Source organism: Methylobacterium sp. PvP105, from assembly GCF_017876975.1.
Lineage (GTDB): Bacteria > Pseudomonadota > Alphaproteobacteria > Rhizobiales > Beijerinckiaceae > Methylobacterium > Methylobacterium radiotolerans.
Window position 1 is genome coordinate 4320454 of sequence record NZ_JAGIPA010000001.1, and the last position, 24210, is coordinate 4344663.

The window sequence follows — 24210 nt, forward strand, 5'->3', positions numbered from 1 at the left end:
CCAGACACGGCATGGACGCTACGACCGGCACGCCTGACGACGAGCCGGGCCTGCCCGGGTTTCCAGCGCCCCCCGCCGCGGCGACGCCCTACCGGGTGCTCGCCCGAAAGTATCGCCCGACCAATTTCGGCGACCTGATCGGCCAGGACGCGATGGTGCGGACCCTCGCCAACGGGTTCGCGGCCAACCGCATCCCGCAGGCCTGGATGCTCACCGGCGTTCGCGGCGTCGGCAAGACCACGACGGCGCGCATCCTGGCCCGCGGCCTCAACTACGCCCGCGCCGGACAGCCCGACACCGGCCCGACCGTGTCGATGCCGGAACTCGGCCTCCACTGCGCGGCGATCATGGAATCCCGGCACATGGACGTGCTGGAGATGGACGCCGCCTCGCATACCGGTATCGACGACGTCCGGGCGATCATCGACGGCATCCGCTACGGGCCGGTCTCGGCGCGCTACAAGGTCTACATCGTCGACGAGGTCCACATGCTCTCCGAGAAGGCGTTCAACGCCTTCCTGAAGACGCTGGAGGAGCCGCCGCCGCACGCGAAGTTCGTGTTCGCCACCACGGAGATCCGCAAGGTCCCGGTGACGATCCTGTCCCGCTGCCAGCGATTCGACCTGCGCCGCGTCGAGGCGCCGACCCTGCACGCCCATCTCGCGAAGGTCTGCGCGGCCGAGGGGGTCATCGTCGAGGACGAGGCGCTGGGGGCCATCGTGCGGGCCGCGGAAGGGTCCGTGCGCGACGCGCTCTCGTTGCTCGACCAGGCGATCGCCCACGGCGCCGGCACGATCACCGCGCAGAGCGTCCGCGACATGCTGGGCCTCGCCGATCGCGCCCGGATCCTCGACCTGTTCGAGGCGGTGATGCGCGGGTCGGTCCCGGCCGCCTTCGCGGAACTGCGGGCGCAGTACGATTCCGGCGCGGACCCGTCGGTGGTGCTCTCGGATCTAGCGGCCTTCACGCATCTCGTCACCCGGCTCAAGGTGGTGCCGGAGGCGGCCGCGGACCCGACGCTCAGCGAGACGGAGCGCGTCCGCGGGGCCGCGTTCGCCGACAAGCTCTCGATCCGCGCCCTGTCGCGGGCGTGGCAGATCCTGCTGAAGGCGATTCCCGAGGTCCAGGCCGCGCCCCGGCCGCTCGCGGCGGCCGAGATGGCGATCGTGCGCCTCGCCTACGCGGCCGATCTGCCGACCCCCGACGAGGCGCTGCGCCAGCTCAGGGCCGAGGCGGCCGCGGCCCCCGCGGACGAGGCCCCGGCCGTGTCGGCCCGGCCGCCGCTTCCGCCGATCCCCGACCTGCGCGGCGGCGGCTCCGCCGCGCTCGCCGCGGCACCCCGCACGGCAGCCGCGGACACCGCCCCGGTCACGGCACCCGTGGCCGCGCCCGTCGCCGTGAACGCGACCGCGAGCGTCGCCATGAGCGCGCCCGTCGCTGCGCCGGCGCCGAGACCGGCGCCCGTGGCACCGCCGACGCCGCGCCTCGGACGGTTCGAGGACCTGATCGCGCTGGCGGACGCCAACCGGGACATCCTGCTGCGGACCGCCCTCGAGCGCGACGTCCACCTGGTGCACTTCGAGGAGGGGCGGATGGAGTTCCGCCTCGCCTCCGGCGGCCGGTCGAGCCTCGCCAACGACATCGCCGCCGCCATCGAGCGGTGGACCGGGCGGCGCTGGGTGGTGGCCCTGTCGAAGGACGAGGGCGCCCCGACCCTCGACGCGGCGGCCCGGGCCGCCACCGAGACCCGCCGGGAGAATGCCGCCGCCGACCCCTTCGTGCGCGAGGTGCTGACGCGCTTCCCCGGGGCCGAGATCGTCGACGTGCGCGAGACCGCGCCCGAGGCCCTGCCCTCCGCCGAGCAGGAGATCCTCGGGGAAGGCGATGCCGCGCGGGTCGGCGAGGTCGAGGACGACGACGCCTGACGCGGCGCACGGTGGCGCCCGGGCCGGGCCATACCCAGATCAGACGAGGAAACGGAAAGAGAGCCGCATGCGCGACCTGATGGGCATCATGAAGCAGGCTCAGGCCATGCAGGAGAAGATGGCCAACCTGCAGTCCGAGATGGATGAGATCGAGGTGAGCGGCGCCTCCGGCGGCGGCTCCGTCCGGGTCACCATGACCGCCAAGGGCCAGATGAAGGGCGTCAGCATCGACCCGTCGCTGATGGTGGCGGACGAGCGCGAGATCCTGGAGGACCTGATCGTGGCCGCCTGCAACGACGCCCGCGGCAAGGCCGAGGCGACCATGCAGGAGCGCATGGCCGAGCTGACGAAGGGCCTGCCGCTGCCGCCGGGCATGAAGCTGCCCTTCTAATCTGCAGGTCCGACGGAACGATCGAAACCGTCGTCTTCGCGAGTGCGGCGGAGCGATCCGGCAGCGCCGCGCTCGTCGAGGACGCACTGCCCTGGACTGCTTCGTCGCGCTCGCGAGGACGGGGAAGAACGGGCGGCCCTGCGAGCCGCCCGTCCGATCTTCAGGCCGCGATCGCCTGCGCGGTCGGCCCGGCAGAGCGCACGTCGGCGTCGACATGGTCCTCGAACCGCTTGAAGTTGTCGTCGAACATCTTCACCAGCCGCGCGGCCGTCTCCACGAAGGCACCCTTGTTGGCCCAGGTCTTCACCGGGGTCAGGATGTGCGGCTCGACGCCCGGAACCGAGACCGGCACTGCGAAGCCGAAATACGGGTCACGCCGGAACTCGGCCTGCGCCAGCGAGCCGTCGAGGGCGGCGCTCAGCAGGCGGCGCGTCACGCGGATCGGCATCCGCCGGCCGGTGCCGACGCCGCCGCCGGTCCAGCCGGTGTTGACCAGCCAGCAATCGACGCTGTGCTTGGCGATGAGGTCGCGCAGCAGGTTGCCGTAGGTGCTCGGGTGCCGCGGCATGAACGGCGCGCCGAAGCAGGTCGAGAAGGTCGCCTCCGGCCCGGTCAGGCCGCGCTCGGTGCCGGCCACCTTGGCGGTGTAGCCCGAGAGGAAGTGGTACATCGCCTCGGCGCCGGTGAGCTTGGCGATCGGCGGCATCACCCCGAAGGCGTCGCAGGTCAGCATCACGATGTTCTTCGGATGCCCGGCCCGGCCCGTGGCGCTCGCGTTGGCGATGAAGTCCAGCGGGTAGGCGCAGCGTGTGTTCTCGGTGAGCGACGCGTCGTCGAAGTCCGGCACGCGGGTGACCGGGTCGATGATCACGTTCTCCATCACCGTGCCGAAGCGCTCGGTGGTGGCGTAGATCTCCGGCTCGGCGTTGCGCGAGAGACGGATCGTCTTGGCGTAGCAGCCGCCCTCGAAGTTGAAGATCCCGGAATTCGACCAGCCGTGCTCGTCGTCGCCGAGCAGCTGGCGGGAGGAATCGTTCGACAGCGTCGTCTTGCCGGTCCCGGACAGGCCGAAGAAGATCGCCGAGCCGCCCTCGGCGTCGAGCGCCGCGTTGGCCGAGCAGTGCATCGGCATCACGCCCTGCCCCGGCAGGATGTAGTTCAGGTAGGTGAAGACCGACTTCTTCATCTCGCCCGCGTAGGCGGAGCCGCCGATCAGCACGAGCTTCTTCGAGAAGTCGATGGCGATCACGGTCTTCGACCGGCAGCCGTGCCGGGCGGGATCCGCCTGGAAGCTCGGCAGGTCGATGATCGTCATGTCCGGCACGTAGGACGCGATCTCGGAGCGGTCCGGCCGGATGAGCAGGTTGCGGATGAACAGCGAGTGCCACGCGAACTCGGTGAACACCCGCGCCTTCACCCGGTAGGCCGGATCGGCACCGCCGTAGAGGTCCTGGGCGAACAGCTCCCTGCCCTCGGCGTGCTTCAGGAAGTCCTGGCGCAGGGTCTCGAACTGCTCGGGCGTGATGGCGCCGTTGTTGTCCCACCAGACCTCGTTCTCGGTGCCGGCGTCGCGGACCACGAACTTGTCCTTGGGCGAGCGGCCGGTATGGCTGCCGGTGGTGGCGACGATCGCGCCCCCGCGGGCGAGCTGCGCCTCCTTGCGGGACAGGGCCTCCTCGTAGAGGCGCGGGGCCTCGAAGTTCCAGTGGACGGCCTTGAGGTCGCGGAAGCCGGCCGCCTCGGCGCCGTGGGCCGCGTTGTGATCACCGATGTTGGTCAAGATCGTATCTCCCGGGCCCCTGTTCGACCGTCGACGCGACTGAACCGGACGGCACCGCCGTCCGGGCTTGCCCGGGAGACGTCCGTGCGGTCGTACAGGACCGCCGCACGCAGGATCTCCGTTCCCGGCCGCTCGCCTCCCCACTCTCGAGTAGGTGGCGAAGCTTCGCTGTCATAAGGGGCCCCGCCGGGAGCCCGCAACGTGTACAAACAGGTTAGACCACAGTCGTGGACTCAGGAACCCAAGTCTGTAAGCAGTTCCGTTCGTCGGGCAGCATAATGCCACCGGCGGAGCGGCTTCGGAATACCCATATACCACACAAGCGGGTACTCACCCGTCCCCGGACCCTTGCGCGGCGCCCGCCGCCGTCTATGCCCGTCCGGATCCGAAGCCCCTTCCTCGCCCCAGAGGCACGATGCCCCAAGCCGTCGCCGGCCCCGAGATCGAGCGCCTGATCCAGCTCCTCGCCCGCATGCCGGGCCTCGGACCGCGCTCGGCGCGGCGGGCCGCCCTCCAGCTCATCAAGAAGCGCGACACTTTGCTCGGGCCCCTCGCCGACGCGATGCGGGTGGCGGCCGACCGCATCGTCGTGTGCACGAGCTGCGGGAACGTCGACACCTCGGACCCGTGCACGATCTGCCGCGACGCCGAGCGCGATCCGACGACGCTCGTGGTGGTGGAGGACGTGTCCGACCTCTGGGCCCTGGAGCGCTCCGGGGCCGTGAAGGCGCGCTACCACGTGCTCGGCGGCGTCCTCTCGGCGCTGGACGGCGTCCGGCCGGAGCACCTGAACCTCGCGAGTCTCGTGGAGCGCGTGGCCCGGCCCGAGGTCACCGAGGTCATCTTGGCGCTCAACGCCACGGTCGACGGCCAGACCACCGCCCACTACGTCACGGAGTCGATCCGGCACTGCGACGTGAAGGTCACGCGCCTCGCCCACGGCGTGCCGGTCGGCGGCGAGCTCGACTACCTCGACGAGGGCACGCTGTCGGCGGCGATCCGCAGCCGGACGGCGTTCTGAGGGTCGGCGACGGGGCACCAACCGGTATTTGACCGGTCCACGGCCGCATCCTATTCGACGGAGAGCCCGGACCCGTCCCGGCGCCTTCCCTGCCGGTTCCTGCCATGACCATCCGCCCGCTCGTCATCCTTCCCGATCCTGTCCTGCGCCTGGGCTCCGAGCCGGTCGGGCCGATCACCGCCGAGATCCGCACCCTCGTCGCCGACATGTTCGAGACGATGTACGACGCCCCCGGCGTCGGGCTCGCGGCGATCCAGATCGGCGTGCCGAAGCGCGTCGTCACGATCGACACGTCGAAGGAGGAAGGCGTCCGCGACGCGCGGGTGTTCATCAATCCCGAGATCGTCTGGTCCTCGGAGGAGAAGCGGGTCTACGACGAGGGCTGCCTGTCGATCCCGGACTACTACGCCGAGGTCGAGCGGCCGGACCGGGTGCGGGTGAAGTTCCGCGACCTCGACGGCACGGAGCGGGAGATCGAGGCCGACGGCCTGCTCTCGACCTGCATCCAGCACGAGATCGACCACCTGAACGGCGTGCTGTTCATCGACCACCTGTCGAAGCTGAAGCGCGACCGGGTGATCAAGAAGTTCACCAAGGCGGCCAAGCGCGACGCGGCCTGATCCGGCCATGCGCGTCGTCTTCATGGGCACGCCGGACTTCGCGGTGCCGACGCTCGCCCGGCTCGCGCAGGACGGGCACGACATCGCGGCGGTCTATACCCGCGCGCCCGCCCGGGCCGGCCGCGGCATGAGCCTGCGCCCCTCGCCGGTCCACGCGCTGGCCGACACGCTCGGCGCTCCGGTCCTGACACCCGCGACGCTCCGCACGCCCGAAGCCGCCGAGACCTTCGCGGCGCACCGGGCCGACGTCGCCGTGGTGGTGGCCTACGGGATGCTGCTGCCGCAGGCGATCCTCGACGCGCCGAAGCACGGCTGCCTCAACCTGCACGGCTCCCTGCTGCCGCGCTGGCGCGGGGCGGCGCCGATCCAGCGCGCCGTGATGGCGGGCGATGCCGAGAGCGGCGTCGGCGTGATGCGGATGGAGGCGGGCCTCGACACCGGCCCGGTGGCGCTGGAGGCCCGGCTGCCGATCGCGCCGGGCATGACGGCGGGCGCGCTGCACGACGCCCTGATGCCGCTCGGCGCCGACCTGATGGCGCGGGCCCTCGCGGCGCTCGACGCGGGCACGCTGACCTTCACGCCGCAGCCGGAGGACGGCGTCGTCTACGCGCACAAGATTACCAACGACGAGGCGCGGATCGACTGGTCCCGACCGGCGGCTGAGGTCGCGAACCGGATCAACGGGCTGTCGCCCTTCCCCGGAGCGTTCTGCGAGATCGATCTCGGCAAGGGACCCGAGCGGGTGAAAGTGCTGCGCGCCGCCCTCGCCGAGAGCGCAGGTTCGGGCGCGGGCGCGCCGGGCACGCTGCGCGATACCGAGGGCACAGTCGCCTGCGGCAGCGGCGCGGTGCGCCTCATGGAGCTGCGCCGCGCCGGCAAGGGCGGCAGCGCGACGGGGGCCGAGTTCGTCCGCGGCGCCCGGCTGACGCCCGGCGCCCGCCTCGGCTGATGCCCCGCTACAAGCTCGTCATCGAGTACGACGGCGGCCCCTTCTGCGGCTGGCAGCGGCAGGCCGACGATCCCACGGTTCAGGGCGCGATCGAGGCGGCCGTCACGCGCTTCTCCGGCGAGAATGTCCGGCTCACCTGCGCGGGCCGGACCGATGCCGGCGTGCACGCGATCCATCAGGTCGCCCATCTCGACCTCGCCAAGGACTGGCGGACCGACACGGTCCGGGACGCCCTGAACGCCCATCTGCGGCCGCAGCCGGTGGCGATCCTGTCCGCCGAGACCGTGCCGGACAGCTTCGACGCCCGCCACTCGGCGATCCGCCGGCACTATCGCTACCGCATCCTCAACCGGCGCAGCCCCGCGGCGCTGACGCGGGCCCATGTCTGGCACGTGCCGTGGCCCCTCGACGCGGACCTGATGCACGACGCCGCCCAGCGCCTCGTCGGCCGCCACGACTTCTCGGCCTTCCGGGCCGCTGAATGCCAGGCGAACAGCCCGATCCGCACGCTGGAGCAGCTCGACGTCGCCCGCGCGCCGATGGCGCTCCACGACGAGATCGTGGTGGCGACCGCGGCGCGCTCCTTCCTGCACCATCAGGTGCGGGCGATGGTCGGCACGCTGATGCTCGCCGGCTGCCGTCGCCTCGCCGCGGACGACGTGGCCGAGATCCTCGCCTCGGGCGACAAAAGCCGCTGCGGGCCGCTGGCCCCGGCCGCGGGGCTGACCTTCGTGGGCGTCGACTACGATCCCGGGAAATAGGCGTCGAGCACGCGCCCGTAGATCGCGGTCAGCCGCTCGAGGTCGGCGACCGCCACGCATTCGTCGACCTGGTGCATCGTCTCGCCGACGAGGCCGAACTCGATCACCGGGCAGGCATCCTTGATGAAGCGCGCGTCCGACGTGCCGCCGGTGGTGGAGAGCGTCGGCGTCAGACCGGTCTCGGCCCGGATCGCCTCGGCGACGAGCGTCACGAAGGCGTCCGGCCGCGTCAGGAAGGCCGGCGCGTTCGAGGGCTGGAGGTCGAGGGTGAAGCGGACCGCGTTCCCGGCCGCCTGCTCCAGGCGCCGGCGGATCTCGGCGCCCAGGCTCTCGGCCGTCCAGTCGTCGTTGAAGCGGACGTTGAAGGTTGCCCGGGCGGTCGACGGGATCACGTTGGTGGCTGGATTGCCGACGTCGACCGTGGTGAATTCGAGGTTCGAGGCGTCGAAATGCGCGGTCCCACGATCCAGAGGCTCGGCGATCAGCGCCGAGGCGAGGCGCAGCAGGCCGGGAATCGGGTTCTCGGCCTTGTGCGGGTAGGCGACGTGGCCCTGCCGTCCGAGCACAGTGAGCTTGCCGGTCAGCGACCCGCGCCGGCCGATCTTGATCATCTCGCCGAGCCGGCCTGGGTTGGTCGGCTCCCCGAGGACGCAGTGGTCGAACCGCTCGCCCCGGCGCCGCGCCCAGTCGAGGAGCTTCACGGTGCCGTTGACCGCGGGTCCCTCCTCGTCGCCGGTGATCAGGAACGCGATGGAGCCGCCGAAATCGGCCCCGCGCCGGTCGAGGAAGGCGAGGGTCGCCGCGAGCATGCAGGCGACGCCGCCCTTCATGTCGGCCGCGCCCCGGCCGTACAGCATCCCGTCGGCCACGGCGCCCGCGAAGGGATCGTGGCGCCAGGCGCCCTCGCCCTCCGGCACGACGTCGGTGTGGCCGGCAAAGACGAGGCACGGACCGTTCTGCCCGATGCGGGCGTAGAGGTTCGGCGTATCGGGATAGCCGGGCTCCGCGAAGACCGGCCGCTCGATCGCGAAGCCGGCCGGCCGGAGCGCGTCGGCGACCACGTCGAGGGCGCCCCGATCTTCCGGTGTCACGGACGGGCAGCGGATCAGGTCCTGCGCGAGGCGCAGGGCCGCGTCGGGGGCGTGATGGTCAGCCGGCATGAACCCGTCCTCGGCGGCGCGAGGTGCCGCGCGGCCCGCTTAACCCGAAGCGGGCCGCCCCGGAACTCCCGACCCGGGCCCTACTTGGTGACCACGACCTGCACGTCGCCGTGGCGGCGCTGCACCGAGACGGTGACGTCGTCGTCGTAGCGCTGGAAGCGGATGTCCAGGCGCGAGCCGCCGAGCTTCACGTTGTAGAGCGTCACCCCGTCGAGGAAGCCCGGCAGGATCGGGTTCTTGAGCCGGACGCGGTTGCGCTCGTGGTCCAGTTCGAGGCCGAGGCAGGCCGCCAGGAACGCGAACGGCGCCGCCGCCGCCCAGGCCTGCGGGCTGCAGGCGACCGGGTACGAGACCGGGCCGCGCTGCTTGCGGCGCATGAAGCCGCAGAACAGCTCCGGCAGCCGCTTCTGGTCCTGGTAGAGCGAGGTGTCGAACATCCCCTGGAAGATGCGCGCGGCCTCGTGCTTGCGGTCGTAGCGCGCGAGACCCATCGCGATCAGCGCGTTGTCGTGCGGCCAGATCGAGCCGTTGTGGTAGGACATCGGGTTGTAGCGCGCCTCGCCCTTGGCGATCGTGCGCACGCCCCAGCCGTTGAAGCCGTCCTTGCACAGCAGCGTCTCGGCGACCCGCGCCGCCCGCTCCGGCTTGGCGATGCCGGTGAACAGGGCGTGGCCGGCATTGGAGGAGCGGACCGCGCACTGCTTCTTCGCGCCGTCGAGCGCCAGCGCGTAGGTGCCGATCTCCTCGTTCCAGAAAGCCGCGTCGAACCGCTCGCGCAGGCTCGCGGCCTCCTGGGTGAGCCGCTGGGCCATCGGGTCGTGGCCGAGGAGCGCCGCGAGCTTCGCCATGCCGTTCTTGGCCGCGTAGACGTAGCCCTGTACCTCGCAGAGAGCGATCGGGCCCTTGGCCAGGTGGCCGTCGGCGTGGAAGATCGAGTCGTGGCTGTCCTTCCAGCCCTGGTTCTCGAGGCCCTTGTCGGTGTCGCGGGCGTACTCGACGAACCCATCACCGTCGCGGTCGCCGTAGCGGTCCATCCATTCGAGCGCCAGTTCGAGGGCCGGCCAGATCGCCCGCACGGTCTCGAGGTCGCCCGTGACCGCGTAGTACTCCCAGGCCAGCATCACGAAGAGCGGCGTGCCGTCGATGGTGCCGTAATAGTGCCGGAACGGCACCTCGCCGAGCATCGCCATCTCGCCGCGGCGGGTCTCGTGCAGGACCTTGCCGGGCTGGGCGTCGGCGGCCGGATCGACCGCCTTGGCCTGCGTCGAGGCGAGGTAGCGCAGGACCCCCCGGGCGAATTTCGGGTCGATCCACAGGGCCATCATCGCGGTGATGATGCCGTCGCGCCCGAACACCGTGGAGTACCAGGGGATGCCGGCGAACGGGTAGATGCCCTCCGGGGTGCGGCTCGCGAGCATGTAGAGGTCGGCGGTTGCCCGGCACAGGCCCTCGTTGAACTGGTCGTTCGACGAGATGATTGTGGTGATGCCGGCGGTCAGCGCGCGCAGGTCGCGCCGCGAATCGCGGTAGGCGCGCGCGAAGATCGTCCCCTCACCGAGATCCTTCGGCTCGCGCCGGGCGCCGCCGGCATTGGCCGCCAGCGTGAGCCGGGCGGCCGCGTCCTCGCCGACCATCGTGTCGGTCGGCGGCTTGGTGAAGGCCCGGTGCGCCTCGAAGGTCACCCGGATGAAAAGGGAGGTCCGGCCGCCCGGCGGGAGTGACACGTCGAACGCCACCTTGCCGGGCTCGATCGAATCGGGCTTCGGGCCGAAATGCAGGGACGTCGTCCGGACGATCTCGTCCAGGCCGACGTAGCGGAACTGCACCTCGCGGTCGCTCGCCACCAGGACGCCGCGCTTGCCGCGCTCCTGACGGTCGGTCCCGCGGACCTCGAAGAGGTCGCGGAAATCTGCGTCGAAGGTGACGGCGATGCGCAGGCGCCGGTGCTTCGAATCGTACGAGCGCAGGCCGATCCGGTCGTAGCAAGCGCCGCGGAACAGGAACTTGGTGCGCTCGATCGCGATCGTCTCGCGGGGGATCGAGGTCTCGTCGTGGGCGTCGATGCGGATGTCGGGCGTCGTCATGTCGACGCTGAGCGCGCCGTTATCGTCCTGCATCACTGAGGAGAGCATCAGCGGGCGCTGGCCCTCGACCGTCACCTCCAGGCGCGAGAGGTAGCGCGTGTCTTGGAAATAGAGGCCTTCCGGCCCGGGCTGGACGCCGATGTCGCCGTAGGAATCGAGGACGCCGAAGGCCTCGCCGAACTTCAGCGAGCGCAGCGGCCGCTCGACCAGGGAGGTCTGCGCCTCGATGTGGTAGGTCGGGAGGACGTCGTCCGCGTCTTGGAATCCGTGCGCCACGCTTCCGGCGCTCGCCGCGGTCCGGGCCTTCGCATCGTGGGCCGCTGCCGTGTTGTCCGCCGCCATGCAGGGCATCTCCGGGTGCAAGTGAGGGGTGCGAATCGAGAGGGCTGCTGCATCCCTTCGATGCAGCAGCCCTTGTTCACCCTACGGATGAGTCGCCTTTAAGACGCTAGGCCGAGCCGGACCCGCCTCGCAAGCCCGGTGCCGGTTTTCAGGCCGGCATGGCGGCGACCGGGATCGCCGGCCGCGCGGAACCGTTGACCTCGCCGTACTGCGGCATGAACCCGGACTTCGGCAGCTTGATCACGTCCGCGCCGTGGGCGAGCAGCTCCTCGTAGGCGGCCACGTACTTCTTGACCATGCACTCGGCGGTGAAGGCGCTCTCAAAGTGGCGGCGCACGCCGGCGCGGCTCATCGCCTTCACCTTGGCGACAGCGGCCACGGCGTCGTCCATGTTATCGCAGAGCACGCCGCCGACGCCGTCCTTGATGACCTCCGGCACGGAGCCGTTCCGGAACGCGATCACCGGGGTGCCGGCCGACATCGCCTCGATCATCACGAGGCCGAAGGGCTCCGGCCAGTCGATCGGGAAGGCGAGAGCCAGGGCGTTGCCGAGGAAGTCCTTCTTCTGCTCCTCGTTGATCTCGCCGATGTACTCGATCAGCGGGTGGTGGATCATCGGCTCGATGACCTCGTCCCAGTAATCCTGATCGGCCTTGTCGACCTTGGCGGCGATCTTGAGGGGCGTGCCGGAGCGGATCGCCATCTCGATCGCGCGGTCGGGCCGCTTCTCGGGCGAGATCCGGCCGAGGAAGGCGAGGTAGCCGCCCTTGGCCTCCGGGTAGTACGGGCAGTTCTCGGCCGGCAGGCCGTGATGGATCGTCGCCAGCCAGTTGGAGGTCGGCGGCATGGGCAGGCGCTGGTTGTCGGAGATCGAGACCAGCGGCATGCCCGTGAAGGTGCGGTAGACCGGCATGAAGTCCGGCACGTCGAGGCGACCGTGCATCGTGGTGATGCACTTGTGGTTCAGATCCTCGAACATCGGGTACTGAAGCAGGTCGATGTGGAAGTGCAGGATGTCGAACTCGTGCGCGCGGCGGTGCACCTGATGCAGCATCGCCAGGTGGCTGGCCGTGTGATCCCGGTAGCCGAGAAGGCGCAGGCCCTCGGGCGTGCAGGCCGCGAGCTTGGCAGTCGTCTCGGAGTCACCGCTCGCGAACAGCGTGACTTCGTGGCCCTGGCGAACCAGTTCCTCTGTAATCCAGCTGACGACGCGCTCGGTGCCGCCGTAGAACTTCGGAGGGACGGCCTCCGACAACGGAGCGATCTGGGCAATGCGCACGAAGTGTCTCCTGGTTGGCCAATTTGACGGGGGGTCTAACCCTGCCGGCCTGAGCGGGACATGAATGAAACCGACGGCTAAGGTTATGGTTCCTGGCGCACCTGCTGTCCCCCGCCGTTTTGTGCGGCGCGCAAGCCGTCCCCGAATTCCCCCGAATCAGCACGGGTGAAACGGCCGCTGCCCCGCCGTCGCCGATTCGCCGGAGCGGGTGTCCTGCAGAGAAGCTCGGTCTCCGGGCTCGATACGCCGAAGCCCGGCGACGCGTTCCGTCTGATCTCGATCTCGTGCTCCGATCCGCGGGCGTTGCCGCCGCGTCAGCTTTCTGTCATAAGCCGCCCCGCGTCGAACCGCCCGGCCGATAGGGCTGCCGTGGCGGCTCGTGCTGCTCCACCAGAAGCATCAGCGCGCGAACCTCATCCGATCCTCCCGGATCGGTCCGAGATCATTTCGCGCAACGGAGAGCCAAATGCCCAAGTTGAAGACGAAATCGGGCGCGAAGAAGCGCTTCAAGATCACCGGCACCGGCAAGGTGATGTACGCCCAGGCCGGCAAGCGCCACGGGATGATCAAGCGGACGACCAAGCAGATCCGCAACCTGCGCGGCACCACGACCCTGTTCGAGGGCGATGCCGCCAACGTGAAGAAGTACTTCCTGCCGAACGCGCGGTAAGTCCTTCAACACCCGTTGCCACTGTCTTTCGTCGAATCCAGGAGATAACCGATGGCCCGCGTCAAGCGCGGCGTGACCAGTCACGCGAAGCACAAGAAGGTTCTGAAGGCCGCCAAGGGCTACTACGGCCGGCGCAAGAATACGATCCGCATCGCCAAGCAGGCGGTCGAGAAGGGCATGCAGTATGCCTACCGCGACCGCAAGAACAAGAAGCGCACGTTCCGCGCCCTCTGGATCCAGCGCCTCAACGCGGCGGTCCGCGAGCACGGCCTGACCTACTCGCGCTTCATCGACGGCCTGGCCAAGTCCGGCATCGTCGTCGACCGCAAGGCGCTGTCGGAGCTGGCGATCCACGAGCCGGCGAGCTTCGCCGCCGTCGTCGAGAAGGCGAAGGCCGCGCTGCCGCAGAACACCGCCAAGGCCGCCTGATCCAGGCCTGAGGCGAGACGGACGGAAGGCGCGGTTCCCCTGAGGAGCCGCGCCTTCGTCGTTTACGAGGTCCCGCGCCCCGCGCTTGCGCCGGCGCCCGCAACGCGCGAGAGCACGGCCCGACGGCCGACTCCGCCAACCCTGCTCGAAGACAGCGATGACCGATCTCGACACCCTCGAACGCGATCTCCTGGCCCAGGTGGGCGCGGCGTCCGACGAGGCGGCCCTCGACGCGGTCCGCGTCGCCGCGTTGGGCAAGAAGGGCAGCGTCTCGGACCTGCTGAAGACGCTCGGCGCGATGACGCCGGAGGAGCGGAAGGAGCGCGGGCCCCTGATCAACGGCCTGCGCGACCGGGTCCAGGGCGCCGTCACCGCGCGCAAGACCGAGCTGGCTGAGGCCGCCCTGGAGGCCCGGCTCGCCTCCGAGCGGGTCGACGTGACCCTGCCGGTCCGCGAGGCCCCCGAGGTGCGCGGCCGGATCCACCCGATCTCCCAGGTGATCGACGAGATCACCGCGATCTTCGCCGACATGGGCTTCGCGGTCGCCGAGGGTCCGGACATCGAGACGGACGAGCTGAACTTCACGGCGCTCAACTTTCCGCCCGGCCACCCGGCCCGCGAGATGCACGACACCTTCTTCCTGGCGCCGGACCGCGACGGGAAGCGCAAGGTGCTGCGCACCCACACCTCGCCCGTGCAGGTGCGGACCATGCGGGCGCAGACGCCGCCGATCCGCGTGATCATCCCGGGCCGGACCTACCGGCACGATTCCGACCAGACCCACACGCCGATGTTCCATCAGGTCGAGGGGCTGGTGATCGACACGAGCGCCAACATCGCCAACCTGAAATGGGTGCTGGAGGAGTTCTGCAAGGCGTTCTTCGAGGTGGACGGCGTGAAGATGCGCTTCCGCCCGTCCTTCTTCCCCTTCACCGAGCCCTCCGCGGAGGTCGACATCCAGTGCTCGCGCAAGGGCGGCGAGATCCGCTTCGGCGAGGGCGACGACTGGCTGGAGATCCTGGGCTGCGGGATGGTCCACCCGAACGTGCTGCGCAATTGCGGGCTCGACCCGGACGCCGTGCAGGGCTTCGCCTTCGGCGTCGGGATCGACCGAATCGCCATGCTCAAATACGGCATGCCGGACCTGCGGCCGTTCTTCGAGGCCGACGTCCGCTGGCTCGACCATTACGGCTTCCGCCCGCTCGACGTGCCGAGCCTCGTGGGCGGCCTCACGGCCTGAGCCGCCCCGGCCGAGCCGCGGCCCTCCGGCCCCGGTGACGGCCCCGCGATCCTGTTCCTCCGACGGTCGAGCCGATACCGGGCTCTCGAAGGTCCATCATGAAATTCACCCTCGCCTGGCTCAAGGACCACCTCGACACCGAGGCTTCCCTCGACACCGTCGCCGAGACGCTCACGCGGATCGGCCTGGAGGTGGAGGGCATCGAGGACAAGGCCGCCGCGCTCAAGCCCTACGTGATCGCCCGGATCCTGAAGGCCGAGCAGCACCCGAACGCCGACCGGCTCCGGGTCTGCACCGTCGATACCGGCGCGGGCGCGCCTGTGCAGGTGGTCTGCGGCGCCCCGAACGCCCGGGCCGACCTCGTCTCGGTCTTCGCGCCGCCGGGCACCTACGTCCCGGGCAAGAACATCACCCTGTCGGTGGGCACGATCCGCGGCGTCGAGAGCCGCGGGATGCTGTGCTCGGGCGCCGAGCTCGGCCTCGGCGACGACCACGACGGCATCATGGAGCTCCCGACTGACGCGCCGGTCGGACAGGCCTACGCGCTCTATGCCGGGCTCGACGATCCGGTCATCGAGATCAACCTGACGCCGAACCGGCCGGACTGCGCCTCGGTCCACGGCATCGCCCGCGACCTCGCCGCCGCCGGCATCGGCACGCTCAAGCGCGAGACCCTGCCGGGCGTGCGCGGCGAGGGCCCCTGCCCGGTCGAGGTCGCGCTGGCCCTCGATCCGGCCGACCGCCACCTCGCCCCGCTGTTCGCCCTGCGGCTGGTGCGCGGCGTCAGGAACGGCCCGTCGCCGGCCTGGATGCAGGCGCGCCTGCGCGCTATCGGCCTGCGGCCGATCAACAGCCTCGTCGACATCACCAACTACGTCACGTTCGACCGCGGCCGGCCGCTCCATGTCTTCGACGCCGCCAAGGTCGCCGGCGCGCTGACCGTCCGGCGGGCGCGGGAGGGCGAGAGCCTGCGCGCCCTGGACGGCCGGACCCACGCCCTCACCGACGATACGGTGGTGATCGCCGACGCGAACGGCGTCGAATCCATCGCCGGCATCATGGGCGGCGAGGCGTCGGGCTGCGACGCCGGCACCACGGACGTGCTGATCGAGTCGGCCCTGTGGGACCCGACCAACATCGCCCAGTCGGGCCGCCGCCTCGGCATCATCACCGACGCGCGCTACCGCTTCGAGCGGGGCGTCGATCCGGCCTTCACGCTCCCCGGCCTCGACCTCGCGACCCGGCTCGTGGTCGATCTCTGCGGCGGCACGCCGACCGAGGCGCGGGTCGCCGGGGCGCCGCCCGAATCCGAGCACGTCATCGACTTCCCCTGGACCGAGGTCCGCCGCCTCGCCGGCCTCGACGTCCCGCGCGCCGAGATGCAGCAGATCCTCGAGACGCTGGGCTTCCACGTCTCCGGCGCCGGGGACCGGGTGACAGTGCGGCCGCCGTCCTGGCGGCCCGACGTCGAGGGCAAGGCCGACCTCGTCGAGGAGGTCGTCCGCATCGCCGGGCTCGACCGGATCGAGGCCGAGCCCCTGCCGCCCCTCGCCGGGATGGGCCGGCCTCTGCTCACCGTCATGCAGAAGCGGACCCGCCTGGCCAAGCGCGCCCTGGCGAGCCGCGGCCTCATGGAGGCGGTCACGTGGTCGTTTGTCCCGCACGACGACGCCGTCCTGTTCGGCGGCGGCGGCGCCGACCTGATCCTGGCCAACCCGATCGCCTCGGAGCTGTCCGACATGCGGCCGAGCCTGGTGCCGGGCCTCCTGCGCGCGGCCCAGCGCAACGCCGACCGCGGCTACCCGGACGCCGCCCTGTTCGAGGTCGGCCAGTGCTTCGCCTCGGACGAGCCGGAGGGCCAGACCATCCGCGCGGCGGCGGTCCGCCGCGGCGGGGCGACCCTGGCCGGCGCCGGGCGGCACTGGGACGGCAAGGCCGCGACCGTCGACGCCTTCGACGCCAAGGCGGACGCCCTCGCCCTGCTCGGCAGCCTCGGCGTGCCGACGGGCGGCCTCCAGATCACGGCGGGCGGCCCGTCCTGGCTGCATCCCGGCCGCTCGGGCACGCTGCGCTTCGGCCCGAAGACCGAGATCGGCTGGTTCGGCGAGGTGCATCCGCGGACGCTGCAGGCGCTGGACCTGAAGGGGACCCTCGTCGCCTTCGAGATCGTCCTCGACGCCCTGCCCCTGCCCAAGCTCAAGCCGACCAAGGCCAAGGCCGCCCTGGCGCTGTCGGAATTCCAGCCGCTGTCGCGGGACTTCGCCTTCGTGGTCGGCCGCGACGTCCCGGCGGGCGACATCGTCAAGGCCGCCCAGAACGCCGAGCGCAAGCTCGTGACCGGCGTCGACGTGTTCGACCTCTACGAGGGGCCGGGCGTGCCGGACGGCGCCAAGTCGGTGGCGATCGCGGTGCGCCTCCAGCCCGTCGAGCGGACCCTGACCGACGCGGAGATCGAGGCGGTGAGCGCCAGGATCGTCGCCGAGGTCTCCCGCAAGACGGGCGCGACCCTCCGGGCCTGAGGCGCCGCCATGGACCGGATCGCGATGCTCATCGACGACCTCGCGGCGGCCGAGTACCGGCCGAAGGCGGCGCTGCGGGAGGCCCTCAACTACCCGGCCGCCGTCGCGGAGGCGACCCTGCCGCTGCTGGAGGCGGCCGCCGACGGGCGCGAGCTGGCGCCGGAGGAGACGAACCTCCTGTTCTGGGGCCTGCACGTCATGGCCCATGCCCGGGACACGCGCGCCCTGGCGCCGCTCCTCAGGCTGCTCCGGCACGACGAGGAGACCCTCGACGCCGTGCTGGGCGATGCCGTCACGGCCACCCTCGCCCGTGTCGTGGCGAGCCTGTTCGACGGCGATCCGCAGCCGCTGTTCCGGCTGATCCTGGACAGCACGGTCGACGATTACGCGCGCATGGCGCTGATGTGCGCCTGCACCTTCCTGACCCTGGAGGGGCGGATCGACCGGACGGCGATGCACGACCTGCTGGTCCGGTTCGACGACGCGCAGGCCGCCGTGGAGGACGGTCCCGCCTGGGTCGGCTGGGAAGAGACGATCGCGCATCTCGGCTTCCGGGACCTCGCGCCGCGCGCGGCCGCGGCCCGCGCCGACGGACGGCTCACCGACGAGGTCAGCGACGCCGGGTGGTTCAAGGAGGCCCTGCGCAAGGCGGAGACCAAGCCGGACGACCGCGACCGGCTCGGCCCCTACCAGTACGGCTACCTCGACGATCCGGTCGAAGCGCTCGACTGGGCCGAGGAGGGTGCGGGCGAGCCGCAGCGCAACCCGTTCAAGGATGTCGGCCGCAACGACCCCTGCCCGTGCGGCTCGGGGAAGAAGTTCAAGAAGTGCTGCCTCGGCAAGGCGGAGGCGGAGGGACCGTGGATGCCGCCGGAGCCGCTAGGCGGCTGAGGCGCCGCTGCCGCTGAGCGGGTTCTCGGGATCCCAGCCGTAGGTCAGGGTCTCGAACCGCATCGCGCGGGCGTCGACCATGAGGAGGCGCCCGACCAGCGGCTCGCCGAAGCCCGCCACGGCGCGGATCACCTCCATGGCCATCAGCGAGCCCATGACGCCGGCGAGCGCGCCGAGCACGCCGGCCTCCGCACAGGCGGGCACGCTGCCGGGCGGAGGCGGGTTCGGGAAGAGGCAGCGATAGGTCGGGTTCGGAGTCCCGTCGGCCCCGGTCTCGTGCGCGCGGATCGTGGTCAGCGTGCCGTCGAAGCGGCCCAGCGCCGCCGTCACCAGCGGGCGCCCCGCCCGGAAGCAGGCGTCCGACACCGCGTAGCGCGTGGCGAAGTTGTCGGATCCGTCGGCCACGAGGTCGTAGCCGGCGATGAGGTCGACGGCGTTGCCCGCGTCGATCCGGAACGGGTGCCGGACGACCGTCACGTGCGGGTTGAGGCGCGCCACCGCGTCGGCCGCGCTCTCGACCTTCGGCCGGCCGAGATCCGGCGTCCCGTGGATCACCTGCCGCTGCAGGTTCGACAGGGAGACCGTGTCGTCGTCGACGAGGCCGATCGTGCCGATCCCCGCGGCGGCGAGGTACTGGATCAGCGGCGCGCCGAGCCCGCCCGCCCCGACGACGAGGATCCGGGCGGCCTTGATCCGGGCCTGACCGGGACCGCCGACCTCGGCCAGGACGAGGTGGCGGGCGTAGCGTTCGATCTCGTCGGGGGCGAGGGCCATAACCTGCCCATAATCCGCGGCGGCGCCGATCGGAAGCGCTGAAAAGACAACGCCGCCCCTGTGAGGAGGCGGCGCAAGTCTCGCGTCCCTGGATCCGGGCCGCTCAGCGCGGCGCGAGGATCATGATCATCTGCCGGCCTTCGAGCATCGGCTCGCTCTCGACCTTGGCGATCTCGGCGGTCTCGCTCTTCACGCGCTCCAGGAGGCGCAGACCGATATCCTGGTGAGCCATCTCACGACCGCGGAAGCGCAGGGTCACCTTGACCTTGTCGCCCTCCTCGAAGAAGCGGTGAACCGACTTCATCTTGGTGTCGTAGTCGTGCTTGTCGATGCCGGGACGGAGCTTGATCTCCTTCACCTCGACGGTCTTCTGCCGCTTGCGGGCCTCGTTCTGCTTCTTCTGCTCGTTGAAGCGGAAGCGCCCGTAATCGAGCAGCTTGCAGACGGGCGGCACGGAATTCGGCGCGATCTCCACGAGATCGAGACCGACTTCCTCGGCCAGGTTCAGGGCGTCGAAGAAGGGGACGACGCCGCGGTTCTGCCCGGTATCGTCGATCAGCTGCACTTCCCGCACACCGCGAATGTCGCGGTTCGCGCGCGGCCCGTCCTTCTGCGGGGCCGGCATGGCTCTCATCGGTCTACGAATGGCTTAGGTCTCCTGCTGCAACGGCGAAACGGCGGATCCCCAGGAGGATCTCCTGACCGCCTGCCGTCCCGGTTTCATCCGGACATACAACGTTGGTGGAACAGCGCCCAGAGTCAACCGCCCAGCCGCGCGGCGGCGCAAATATTCGGCCGCCGCGTCGCGATTCGAGGCCGGGACCGGTGCCGCCGTCAGGCCGACCGACCGAGCAGCCCGGCATAGACCGCCAGCGTGTCGCCGACCATCCGCTCGAGGGAGAAGTGCGCCTCGACATGCGCGCGGCTCCGCCGCCCGAGGGCGTCGCGGGCGCTCGCGCCGAGGGAGAGCGCCTCGGTGAGGGCGGCGGCGAGCGCGGCCGCGTCGCCGGGCGGCACGCGCCATCCGGTGCGCTGGCCCGCGGGGGTCTCGGGCGGTGCCAGCACCGTTTCCGGCACGGCGCCGAGGTCCGAGACGACCACCGGGGCGCCGAGCGCCTGCGCCTCCACGGCCGAGCGCCCGAAGGCCTCGGGCTCCACGGACGGCACCGCCACCACCGAGGCCGCGCGGAAGGCCGCCGGCATGTCGGTGCAGTGCCCGACCCGGCGGACGATGCCCCCGAGGCCGCGCGCGGCGATCAGCGCGTCGAGCTCGCGCTCGTAGGCGGCGCGGCCCTGCGGATCCCCCGCCAGCACCACGGCCAGGTCGGGAACGCCGCGGTCGCGCATCTGCGCGGCGGCCTCGATCAGCACGCGATGGCCCTTCCAGGCCGTGAGGCGGGCGGCCAGCAGGATCACGCGCTCGTGGGGCGCGACGCCCCAGCTCCGGCGCAGCGCCTCCACCCGGGCGGCGCCGACCGCCACCGGGTTGAACACCGCGAGGTCCGTGCCCCGGTGGATGACCCGCACGCGGTCGCCGGCCTGCTCGGCATGCAGCCGGTGGATCAGGTCCGCGGTGTAGTGCGAGTTCGCGATGACCACGTCGCCGCGGGCCATCACCGAGTTGTAGAGCACCTTCACGCCGGTCCGGCCGGAATAGCTGCCGTGATAGGTGGTCACGAATGGCAGCCCGAGCCGGCGCGCCGCCCCGAGGGCGACCCAGGCGGGCGCGCGGGAGCGAGCGTGGATGATCTGCACCTTCTCGCGGCGGCAGAGCGCCATCAGCCGCAGGACGTTCACCGCCATCGAGGCCGGATTCTTCGACGCGGCCGGGAAGCGCAGCCAGTGCCCACCCTTGGCTTGCAACTCGCCGACGAGACGTCCGCCCTCCGTCGCCACCAGGGCGCGAGCGCCCACGGCGGCGAGGCCGCCCGCGACATCGACCGCGGTGCGCTCCGCGCCCCCCGCGTCGAGTTCGGGGATGATCTGCAGGATGCGTGCCCCCGCCAGCGCCCCGACTTCCGCCGGGAAGCCCGACAGGGCGTGGGTTCCGTCGCCCGTTCGCGGGCCCTCGGCGAGGACGCGAAGGCCCCCGACCGGTATCTGCCAAATGCTCGCTGCCATTGATCCAGCATCGCCGCCGGGCTTTACGGTCCGGTAAACGAGAGTTGAAGCCGAACCGTTCAGGACCGGACTTCTTCCACGTTCAGACAGGGATATCGGAGAGATCGATGACGGATACCGCCCCCGAGTTCCTCACCGTCGGCACGGGCGACGCGGCCCGCCGCATCGCCGTGCGGGTGCGCGCGGGCGGCGGGCCGCCCGTGGTCTGGCTCGGCGGGTTTCGCTCCGACATGACCGCCACCAAGGCGACGGCCCTGGATGCCTGGGCGGCGCGGACGGGCCGGACGCTCATCCGGTTCGACTACGCCGCGCACGGCGCCTCGGGTGGGACCTTCACGGACTGCACCATCTCGTCCTGGCTCGAGGACGCGCAGGCCGTCCTCGCGGCCTACGTGACGGAGGCACCGGTCCTCGTCGGCTCGTCGATGGGCGGCTGGATCGCCTGCCTGGCGGCCCGCGACCGTGTTGCCCGCGGGCAGGCGACGGCGGGGCTGGTGCTGATCGCGCCGGCCCTGGACTTCACGGAGGAGCTGATCTGGAACCGTCTCAGCGCGGCGGCCCGCGCGATGCTGATCCGGGACGGCGTCCTCAGGAAGCCCAGCGACTACGCGCCGGAGCCGGACCCGATCACGCGGGCCCTCATCGACGACGGCCGCCGTCACTGCATGCTGGGCGGCCCGGTGGACCCGGCCTGCCCGGTGCATATCCTCCAGGGCATGCGGGACACCGACGTCCCCTACACCCACGCCTTGAAGACAGTCGACCGCCTGCCGGCCGAGGGGACGGTGCTGACGCTGATCGCCGACGGCGACCACCGCCTGTCGCGGCCGCGGGATATCGCGCGGCTCGTGGCGGCGGTGGCCGAGATCGCCTGACCGGGCCCCGGGTCGGGCCGGTCAGTGCAGGCTGACGGGCTGCAGGTCGTGCGCCGCGGCGTTGGCCAGGACGACATCCCGCGAATCGGCGAGCATGATCGGGGCGCCGCTCGCCGACAGCAGGGCGAACAGGTCGAGGCCGGGCGTCAGCTCGGGAGCCTGCGGGAAGAAGCGGCGGACCTCGTCGGACCGGATCGGCCGGACGTAGGCGATGTGCCCCTCGCCCAGCGCCGCGAGATCGGCGGGCTGGAACTCCGCCGGGTCGAGATCGGCGGGGGTCAGGGGAGACGGGTTCAGAACGGTCATCAAGCCCTCCTGGGGTGGCAGAGCGTCCACCGCCGATCCTGAAGGCACCGGCGGCTCGACCCTGATGTGGGGATCCGCGCCGGCCAATCAATCGGTCGGCCTCAGCCGCGGGCCCCGATATCGATCTTGCGCACGATGCGGTCCGGCTCCGGCCGGACCAGGTCGATCGACAGGAGGCCGTTGGCGAGGTCGGCGCCGAGGACCTCCATGCCGTCCGCGAGCAGGAAGGCCCGCTGGAACTGGCGCGCCGCGATGCCGCGGTGGAGGAAGTGCCGCTCGCGCTCGTCCACCTGCCGGCCGCGCACGACGAGCTGGCTCTCCTCCAGCATCACGTCCAGCTGATCGCGGGTGAAGCCGGCCACCGCCAGGGTGATCCGGAGGCGCTCGGGCTCGCTCTCGGTGCGGGGCAGACGCTCGATGTTGTAGGGCGGGTAGCCGTCGTTGGCGGCCTTGGAGACCCGGTCGAGGGCCTGCTCGATCTCGTCGAAGCCGAGCAGGAACGGGTGCCCGAAGGGCGAGGATCGGGTCATCGCGGCCATCATCCAGAAAGCGAAGCCTCCGACCCCGGGATCTGCCGCAATCCCGGGATGCCTGAGCACCTCGTCGACAGGAGCCCGCTCGAGGCAGCGCTCCGCCGGACGCGACGACGCCGGCAACACGGAGATATGGCCAAGGCCTTCCGGGCCATCAAGGGAGGAGGCCGGTTTCGCCGGACGCCTGTGCAGCGCGTATATCCGGGATGTTTAGGCAAAAATTTGCGGGATCGATAGGCAAAGGCCCGAACAGCCACGCTTTCTTCTAACAGTTTGGAACTGCTCTGATTTTCTCTTCGGGCCTTGATCCGGACAGCGGGCCTGGATACTGCCGCGACAGGCGACGATCCGGCTTCCGAGATTGATCGCCGCGATCTTTTTACGCGACGCGAGGCACCGGAGCCGTGAGCACGCCCATGACCCCGTCGGACCATGCGGCGATGCGGCGCGTCGCCGACGTGTGCGGCGACGAGGCCGATATCCTGGCCCTGTCGGTGGCCCGTTTCGTGGCGGCCGGCTACATGACCAGCGACGTCGCCTGCTGGAATGCGGCCTTCGACGGTGCCGAGCAGCTGCTCGGCCCGACGGAGGGCTGCCGCTTCGTCGCCTGCGTGGTCGCGATCATCCGGGCGCTGCGCGCGGAGCGCGACGGCGACTGGTCATTCATGCCGGCGAGCTGCTGCCGCGTGACCGGCCACGAATGCGCGCTGGTGAAGCTGATCAACCGGGGCCGCCAGCGACTCTGGGCGGATCTCGAGGCGGCCGCGGCCGAGATCACCGGCCAGGACGCGGCGCCGCGCCTCGTGGCGGCGGTCCGCGCCGCGGTCGGGCCGCTGGACGCGGCGGCCGAGCGCCTCGCCCCGGCCACCTGCCCCGCCGGAACGGTGCTGCACTGATCCCGCTCCCCGCCAACCCGGTCCGCGCGGCGAAAGCCGGCGGCCGGCGCAAACTCGAAGAGGATTTGGTCACGGTGCTTGCCCTGCGCGCTCCCCTGTACCGCCGTCGGATCGGGCGCATCGCCCTCGACACGGCGGCCTGCTTCGCGCTCTCGGCGCTCTTCGTCGTGTCGGCCCTGGCGCAGGACGCGTCCGAGAAGGCGCCGATCAAGCTGCAGCTCAACAAGGTCGAGACCGCGGGCGAGGCCTGCCGGATCACCATGGTGATCGACAACAAGGGGTCCGGCCTCAAGTCCTACAAGGTGGATCTCTTCGCGTTCGACCCCGAGGGCGTCGCGCAGAAGCGGGTGGCCGTCGAGCTCGGTCCGCTGCCGCCGAAGAAGACCACCGTGAAGATCTTCGATTTCCCCGGCATCGCCTGCAACAAGGTCGGTCGCGTCCTCCTGAACGACGTTCTGACCTGCGACGGCGGCGACGCCGGCCGCGAGGCCTGCCTCGAGCGGACCGAGACCGACAGCAAGGCCGGCCTCCCGTTCGACCGCTGATGCAGGTGGTGTGACGGTCGACGAGACCAAACCGCCCGGCGGCGAGGGCCGCCGGGCGGCCTGCGGCTTTCGCCGCACCCCGAGACGATGGCGGCGCAA

23 protein-coding genes are annotated in these 24210 nt (G+C 71.1%); 14 read left to right on the top strand and 9 right to left on the bottom strand.

From position 1 onward, the window contains the following. Positions 1 to 11: 11 nt before the first annotated feature. Both J3A75_RS21200 and J3A75_RS21205 read left to right on the top strand, forming a co-directional pair. Positions 12 to 1925: a DNA polymerase III subunit gamma/tau gene (locus tag J3A75_RS21200; protein WP_070999852.1), complete on the top strand. Its 1914-nt coding sequence runs from the start codon at positions 12 to 14 to the stop codon at positions 1923 to 1925. Positions 1926 to 1992: 67 nt separating this feature from the next. After that, the gene (locus J3A75_RS21205) at positions 1993 to 2316 is read left to right on the top strand and encodes a YbaB/EbfC family nucleoid-associated protein (RefSeq protein WP_012320090.1); all 324 of its coding nucleotides are present in this window, start codon (positions 1993 to 1995) and stop codon (positions 2314 to 2316) included. 160 nt (positions 2317 to 2476) lie between these two features. On the opposite strand, the gene J3A75_RS21210 is transcribed toward J3A75_RS21205, so the two are convergent. Next, positions 2477 to 4096, bottom strand: coding sequence for a phosphoenolpyruvate carboxykinase (locus J3A75_RS21210; RefSeq protein WP_012320091.1), 1620 nt, complete (start codon positions 4094 to 4096; stop codon positions 2477 to 2479). Between the two features lie 415 nt (positions 4097 to 4511). On the opposite strand from J3A75_RS21210, the gene recR reads away from it, so the two are divergent. The 4 genes from recR to truA all read left to right on the top strand — a co-directional run bounded on the left by recR (position 4512) and on the right by truA (position 7447). Then, positions 4512 to 5117, top strand: coding sequence for a recombination mediator RecR (gene recR, locus J3A75_RS21215; RefSeq protein ID WP_012320092.1), 606 nt, complete (start codon positions 4512 to 4514; stop codon positions 5115 to 5117). Between the two features lie 104 nt (positions 5118 to 5221). After that, positions 5222 to 5737: a peptide deformylase gene (def, locus tag J3A75_RS21220; protein ID WP_012320093.1), complete on the top strand. Its 516-nt coding sequence runs from the start codon at positions 5222 to 5224 to the stop codon at positions 5735 to 5737. A gap of 7 nt (positions 5738 to 5744) precedes the next feature. Continuing rightward, complete coding sequence (fmt, locus tag J3A75_RS21225) at positions 5745 to 6686, top strand: methionyl-tRNA formyltransferase (RefSeq protein ID WP_053621077.1); 942 nt, start codon at positions 5745 to 5747, stop codon at positions 6684 to 6686. Beyond that, positions 6686 to 7447: a tRNA pseudouridine(38-40) synthase TruA gene (gene truA / locus J3A75_RS21230; RefSeq protein WP_024829498.1), complete on the top strand. Its 762-nt coding sequence runs from the start codon at positions 6686 to 6688 to the stop codon at positions 7445 to 7447. Before fmt ends, truA begins: the two co-directional genes overlap by 1 nt. Here the strand turns inward: truA and dapE are convergent. From dapE to J3A75_RS21245, 3 genes are all read right to left on the bottom strand, one after another. After that, positions 7429 to 8607, bottom strand: coding sequence for a succinyl-diaminopimelate desuccinylase (gene dapE, locus J3A75_RS21235; RefSeq protein ID WP_012320096.1), 1179 nt, complete (start codon positions 8605 to 8607; stop codon positions 7429 to 7431). The two genes, truA and dapE, sit on opposite strands and share 19 nt — an antisense overlap. A gap of 80 nt (positions 8608 to 8687) precedes the next feature. Next, positions 8688 to 11033: an amylo-alpha-1,6-glucosidase gene (locus J3A75_RS21240; RefSeq protein ID WP_070999853.1), complete on the bottom strand. Its 2346-nt coding sequence runs from the start codon at positions 11031 to 11033 to the stop codon at positions 8688 to 8690. A gap of 148 nt (positions 11034 to 11181) precedes the next feature. Continuing rightward, on the bottom strand, positions 11182 to 12312 hold the full coding sequence (locus J3A75_RS21245; protein ID WP_070999854.1) for a glycosyltransferase family 4 protein: 1131 nt from the start codon (positions 12310 to 12312) through the stop codon (positions 11182 to 11184). Between the two features lie 466 nt (positions 12313 to 12778). Here J3A75_RS21245 and rpmI point away from each other — a divergent pair, with 466 nt between their 5' ends. The 5 genes from rpmI to J3A75_RS21270 all read left to right on the top strand — a co-directional run bounded on the left by rpmI (position 12779) and on the right by J3A75_RS21270 (position 18061). After that, on the top strand, positions 12779 to 12982 hold the full coding sequence (gene rpmI / locus J3A75_RS21250; RefSeq protein WP_007561407.1) for a 50S ribosomal protein L35: 204 nt from the start codon (positions 12779 to 12781) through the stop codon (positions 12980 to 12982). 51 nt (positions 12983 to 13033) lie between these two features. Next, positions 13034 to 13411: a 50S ribosomal protein L20 gene (gene rplT, locus J3A75_RS21255; protein ID WP_012320099.1), complete on the top strand. Its 378-nt coding sequence runs from the start codon at positions 13034 to 13036 to the stop codon at positions 13409 to 13411. Between the two features lie 157 nt (positions 13412 to 13568). Next, positions 13569 to 14651, top strand: a complete 1083-nt coding sequence (gene pheS / locus J3A75_RS21260) for a phenylalanine--tRNA ligase subunit alpha (protein ID WP_043074041.1) — start codon at positions 13569 to 13571, stop codon at positions 14649 to 14651. A 98-nt stretch (positions 14652 to 14749) separates the two neighbouring features. Beyond that, complete coding sequence (gene pheT / locus J3A75_RS21265) at positions 14750 to 17170, top strand: phenylalanine--tRNA ligase subunit beta (RefSeq protein WP_070999855.1); 2421 nt, start codon at positions 14750 to 14752, stop codon at positions 17168 to 17170. Between the two features lie 9 nt (positions 17171 to 17179). Then, a complete protein-coding gene (locus J3A75_RS21270) occupies positions 17180 to 18061 on the top strand; it encodes a DUF1186 domain-containing protein (protein ID WP_070999856.1) in 882 nt (293 codons plus the stop codon). Here the strand turns inward: J3A75_RS21270 and J3A75_RS21275 are convergent. The 3 genes from J3A75_RS21275 to J3A75_RS21285 all read right to left on the bottom strand — a co-directional run bounded on the left by J3A75_RS21275 (position 18050) and on the right by J3A75_RS21285 (position 20956). After that, on the bottom strand, positions 18050 to 18835 hold the full coding sequence (locus tag J3A75_RS21275; protein WP_012320103.1) for a HesA/MoeB/ThiF family protein: 786 nt from the start codon (positions 18833 to 18835) through the stop codon (positions 18050 to 18052). The two genes, J3A75_RS21270 and J3A75_RS21275, sit on opposite strands and share 12 nt — an antisense overlap. A gap of 103 nt (positions 18836 to 18938) precedes the next feature. Beyond that, positions 18939 to 19460, bottom strand: a complete 522-nt coding sequence (gene infC / locus J3A75_RS21280) for a translation initiation factor IF-3 (RefSeq protein ID WP_012320104.1) — start codon at positions 19458 to 19460, stop codon at positions 18939 to 18941. A 209-nt stretch (positions 19461 to 19669) separates the two neighbouring features. Continuing rightward, the gene (locus tag J3A75_RS21285; RefSeq protein WP_012320105.1) at positions 19670 to 20956 is read right to left on the bottom strand and encodes a glycosyltransferase family 4 protein; all 1287 of its coding nucleotides are present in this window, start codon (positions 20954 to 20956) and stop codon (positions 19670 to 19672) included. A gap of 107 nt (positions 20957 to 21063) precedes the next feature. Between J3A75_RS21285 and J3A75_RS21290 the strand changes: the two genes are divergently transcribed. Next, positions 21064 to 21831, top strand: a complete 768-nt coding sequence (locus J3A75_RS21290) for an alpha/beta hydrolase (protein ID WP_029357740.1) — start codon at positions 21064 to 21066, stop codon at positions 21829 to 21831. 21 nt (positions 21832 to 21852) lie between these two features. Here J3A75_RS21290 and J3A75_RS21295 read toward each other — a convergent pair whose 3' ends face one another. Both J3A75_RS21295 and J3A75_RS21300 read right to left on the bottom strand, forming a co-directional pair. Continuing rightward, positions 21853 to 22137, bottom strand: coding sequence for a DUF1150 family protein (locus tag J3A75_RS21295; RefSeq protein ID WP_024829492.1), 285 nt, complete (start codon positions 22135 to 22137; stop codon positions 21853 to 21855). Between the two features lie 101 nt (positions 22138 to 22238). Further along, the gene (locus tag J3A75_RS21300; protein ID WP_012320108.1) at positions 22239 to 22667 is read right to left on the bottom strand and encodes an Hsp20 family protein; all 429 of its coding nucleotides are present in this window, start codon (positions 22665 to 22667) and stop codon (positions 22239 to 22241) included. A 419-nt stretch (positions 22668 to 23086) separates the two neighbouring features. On the opposite strand from J3A75_RS21300, the gene J3A75_RS21305 reads away from it, so the two are divergent. Both J3A75_RS21305 and J3A75_RS21310 read left to right on the top strand, forming a co-directional pair. Continuing rightward, positions 23087 to 23566: a hypothetical protein gene (locus J3A75_RS21305; protein WP_012320109.1), complete on the top strand. Its 480-nt coding sequence runs from the start codon at positions 23087 to 23089 to the stop codon at positions 23564 to 23566. A gap of 74 nt (positions 23567 to 23640) precedes the next feature. Then, positions 23641 to 24111, top strand: coding sequence for a hypothetical protein (locus tag J3A75_RS21310; RefSeq protein WP_029357739.1), 471 nt, complete (start codon positions 23641 to 23643; stop codon positions 24109 to 24111). The last annotated feature ends 99 nt before the right edge of the window (positions 24112 to 24210 follow it).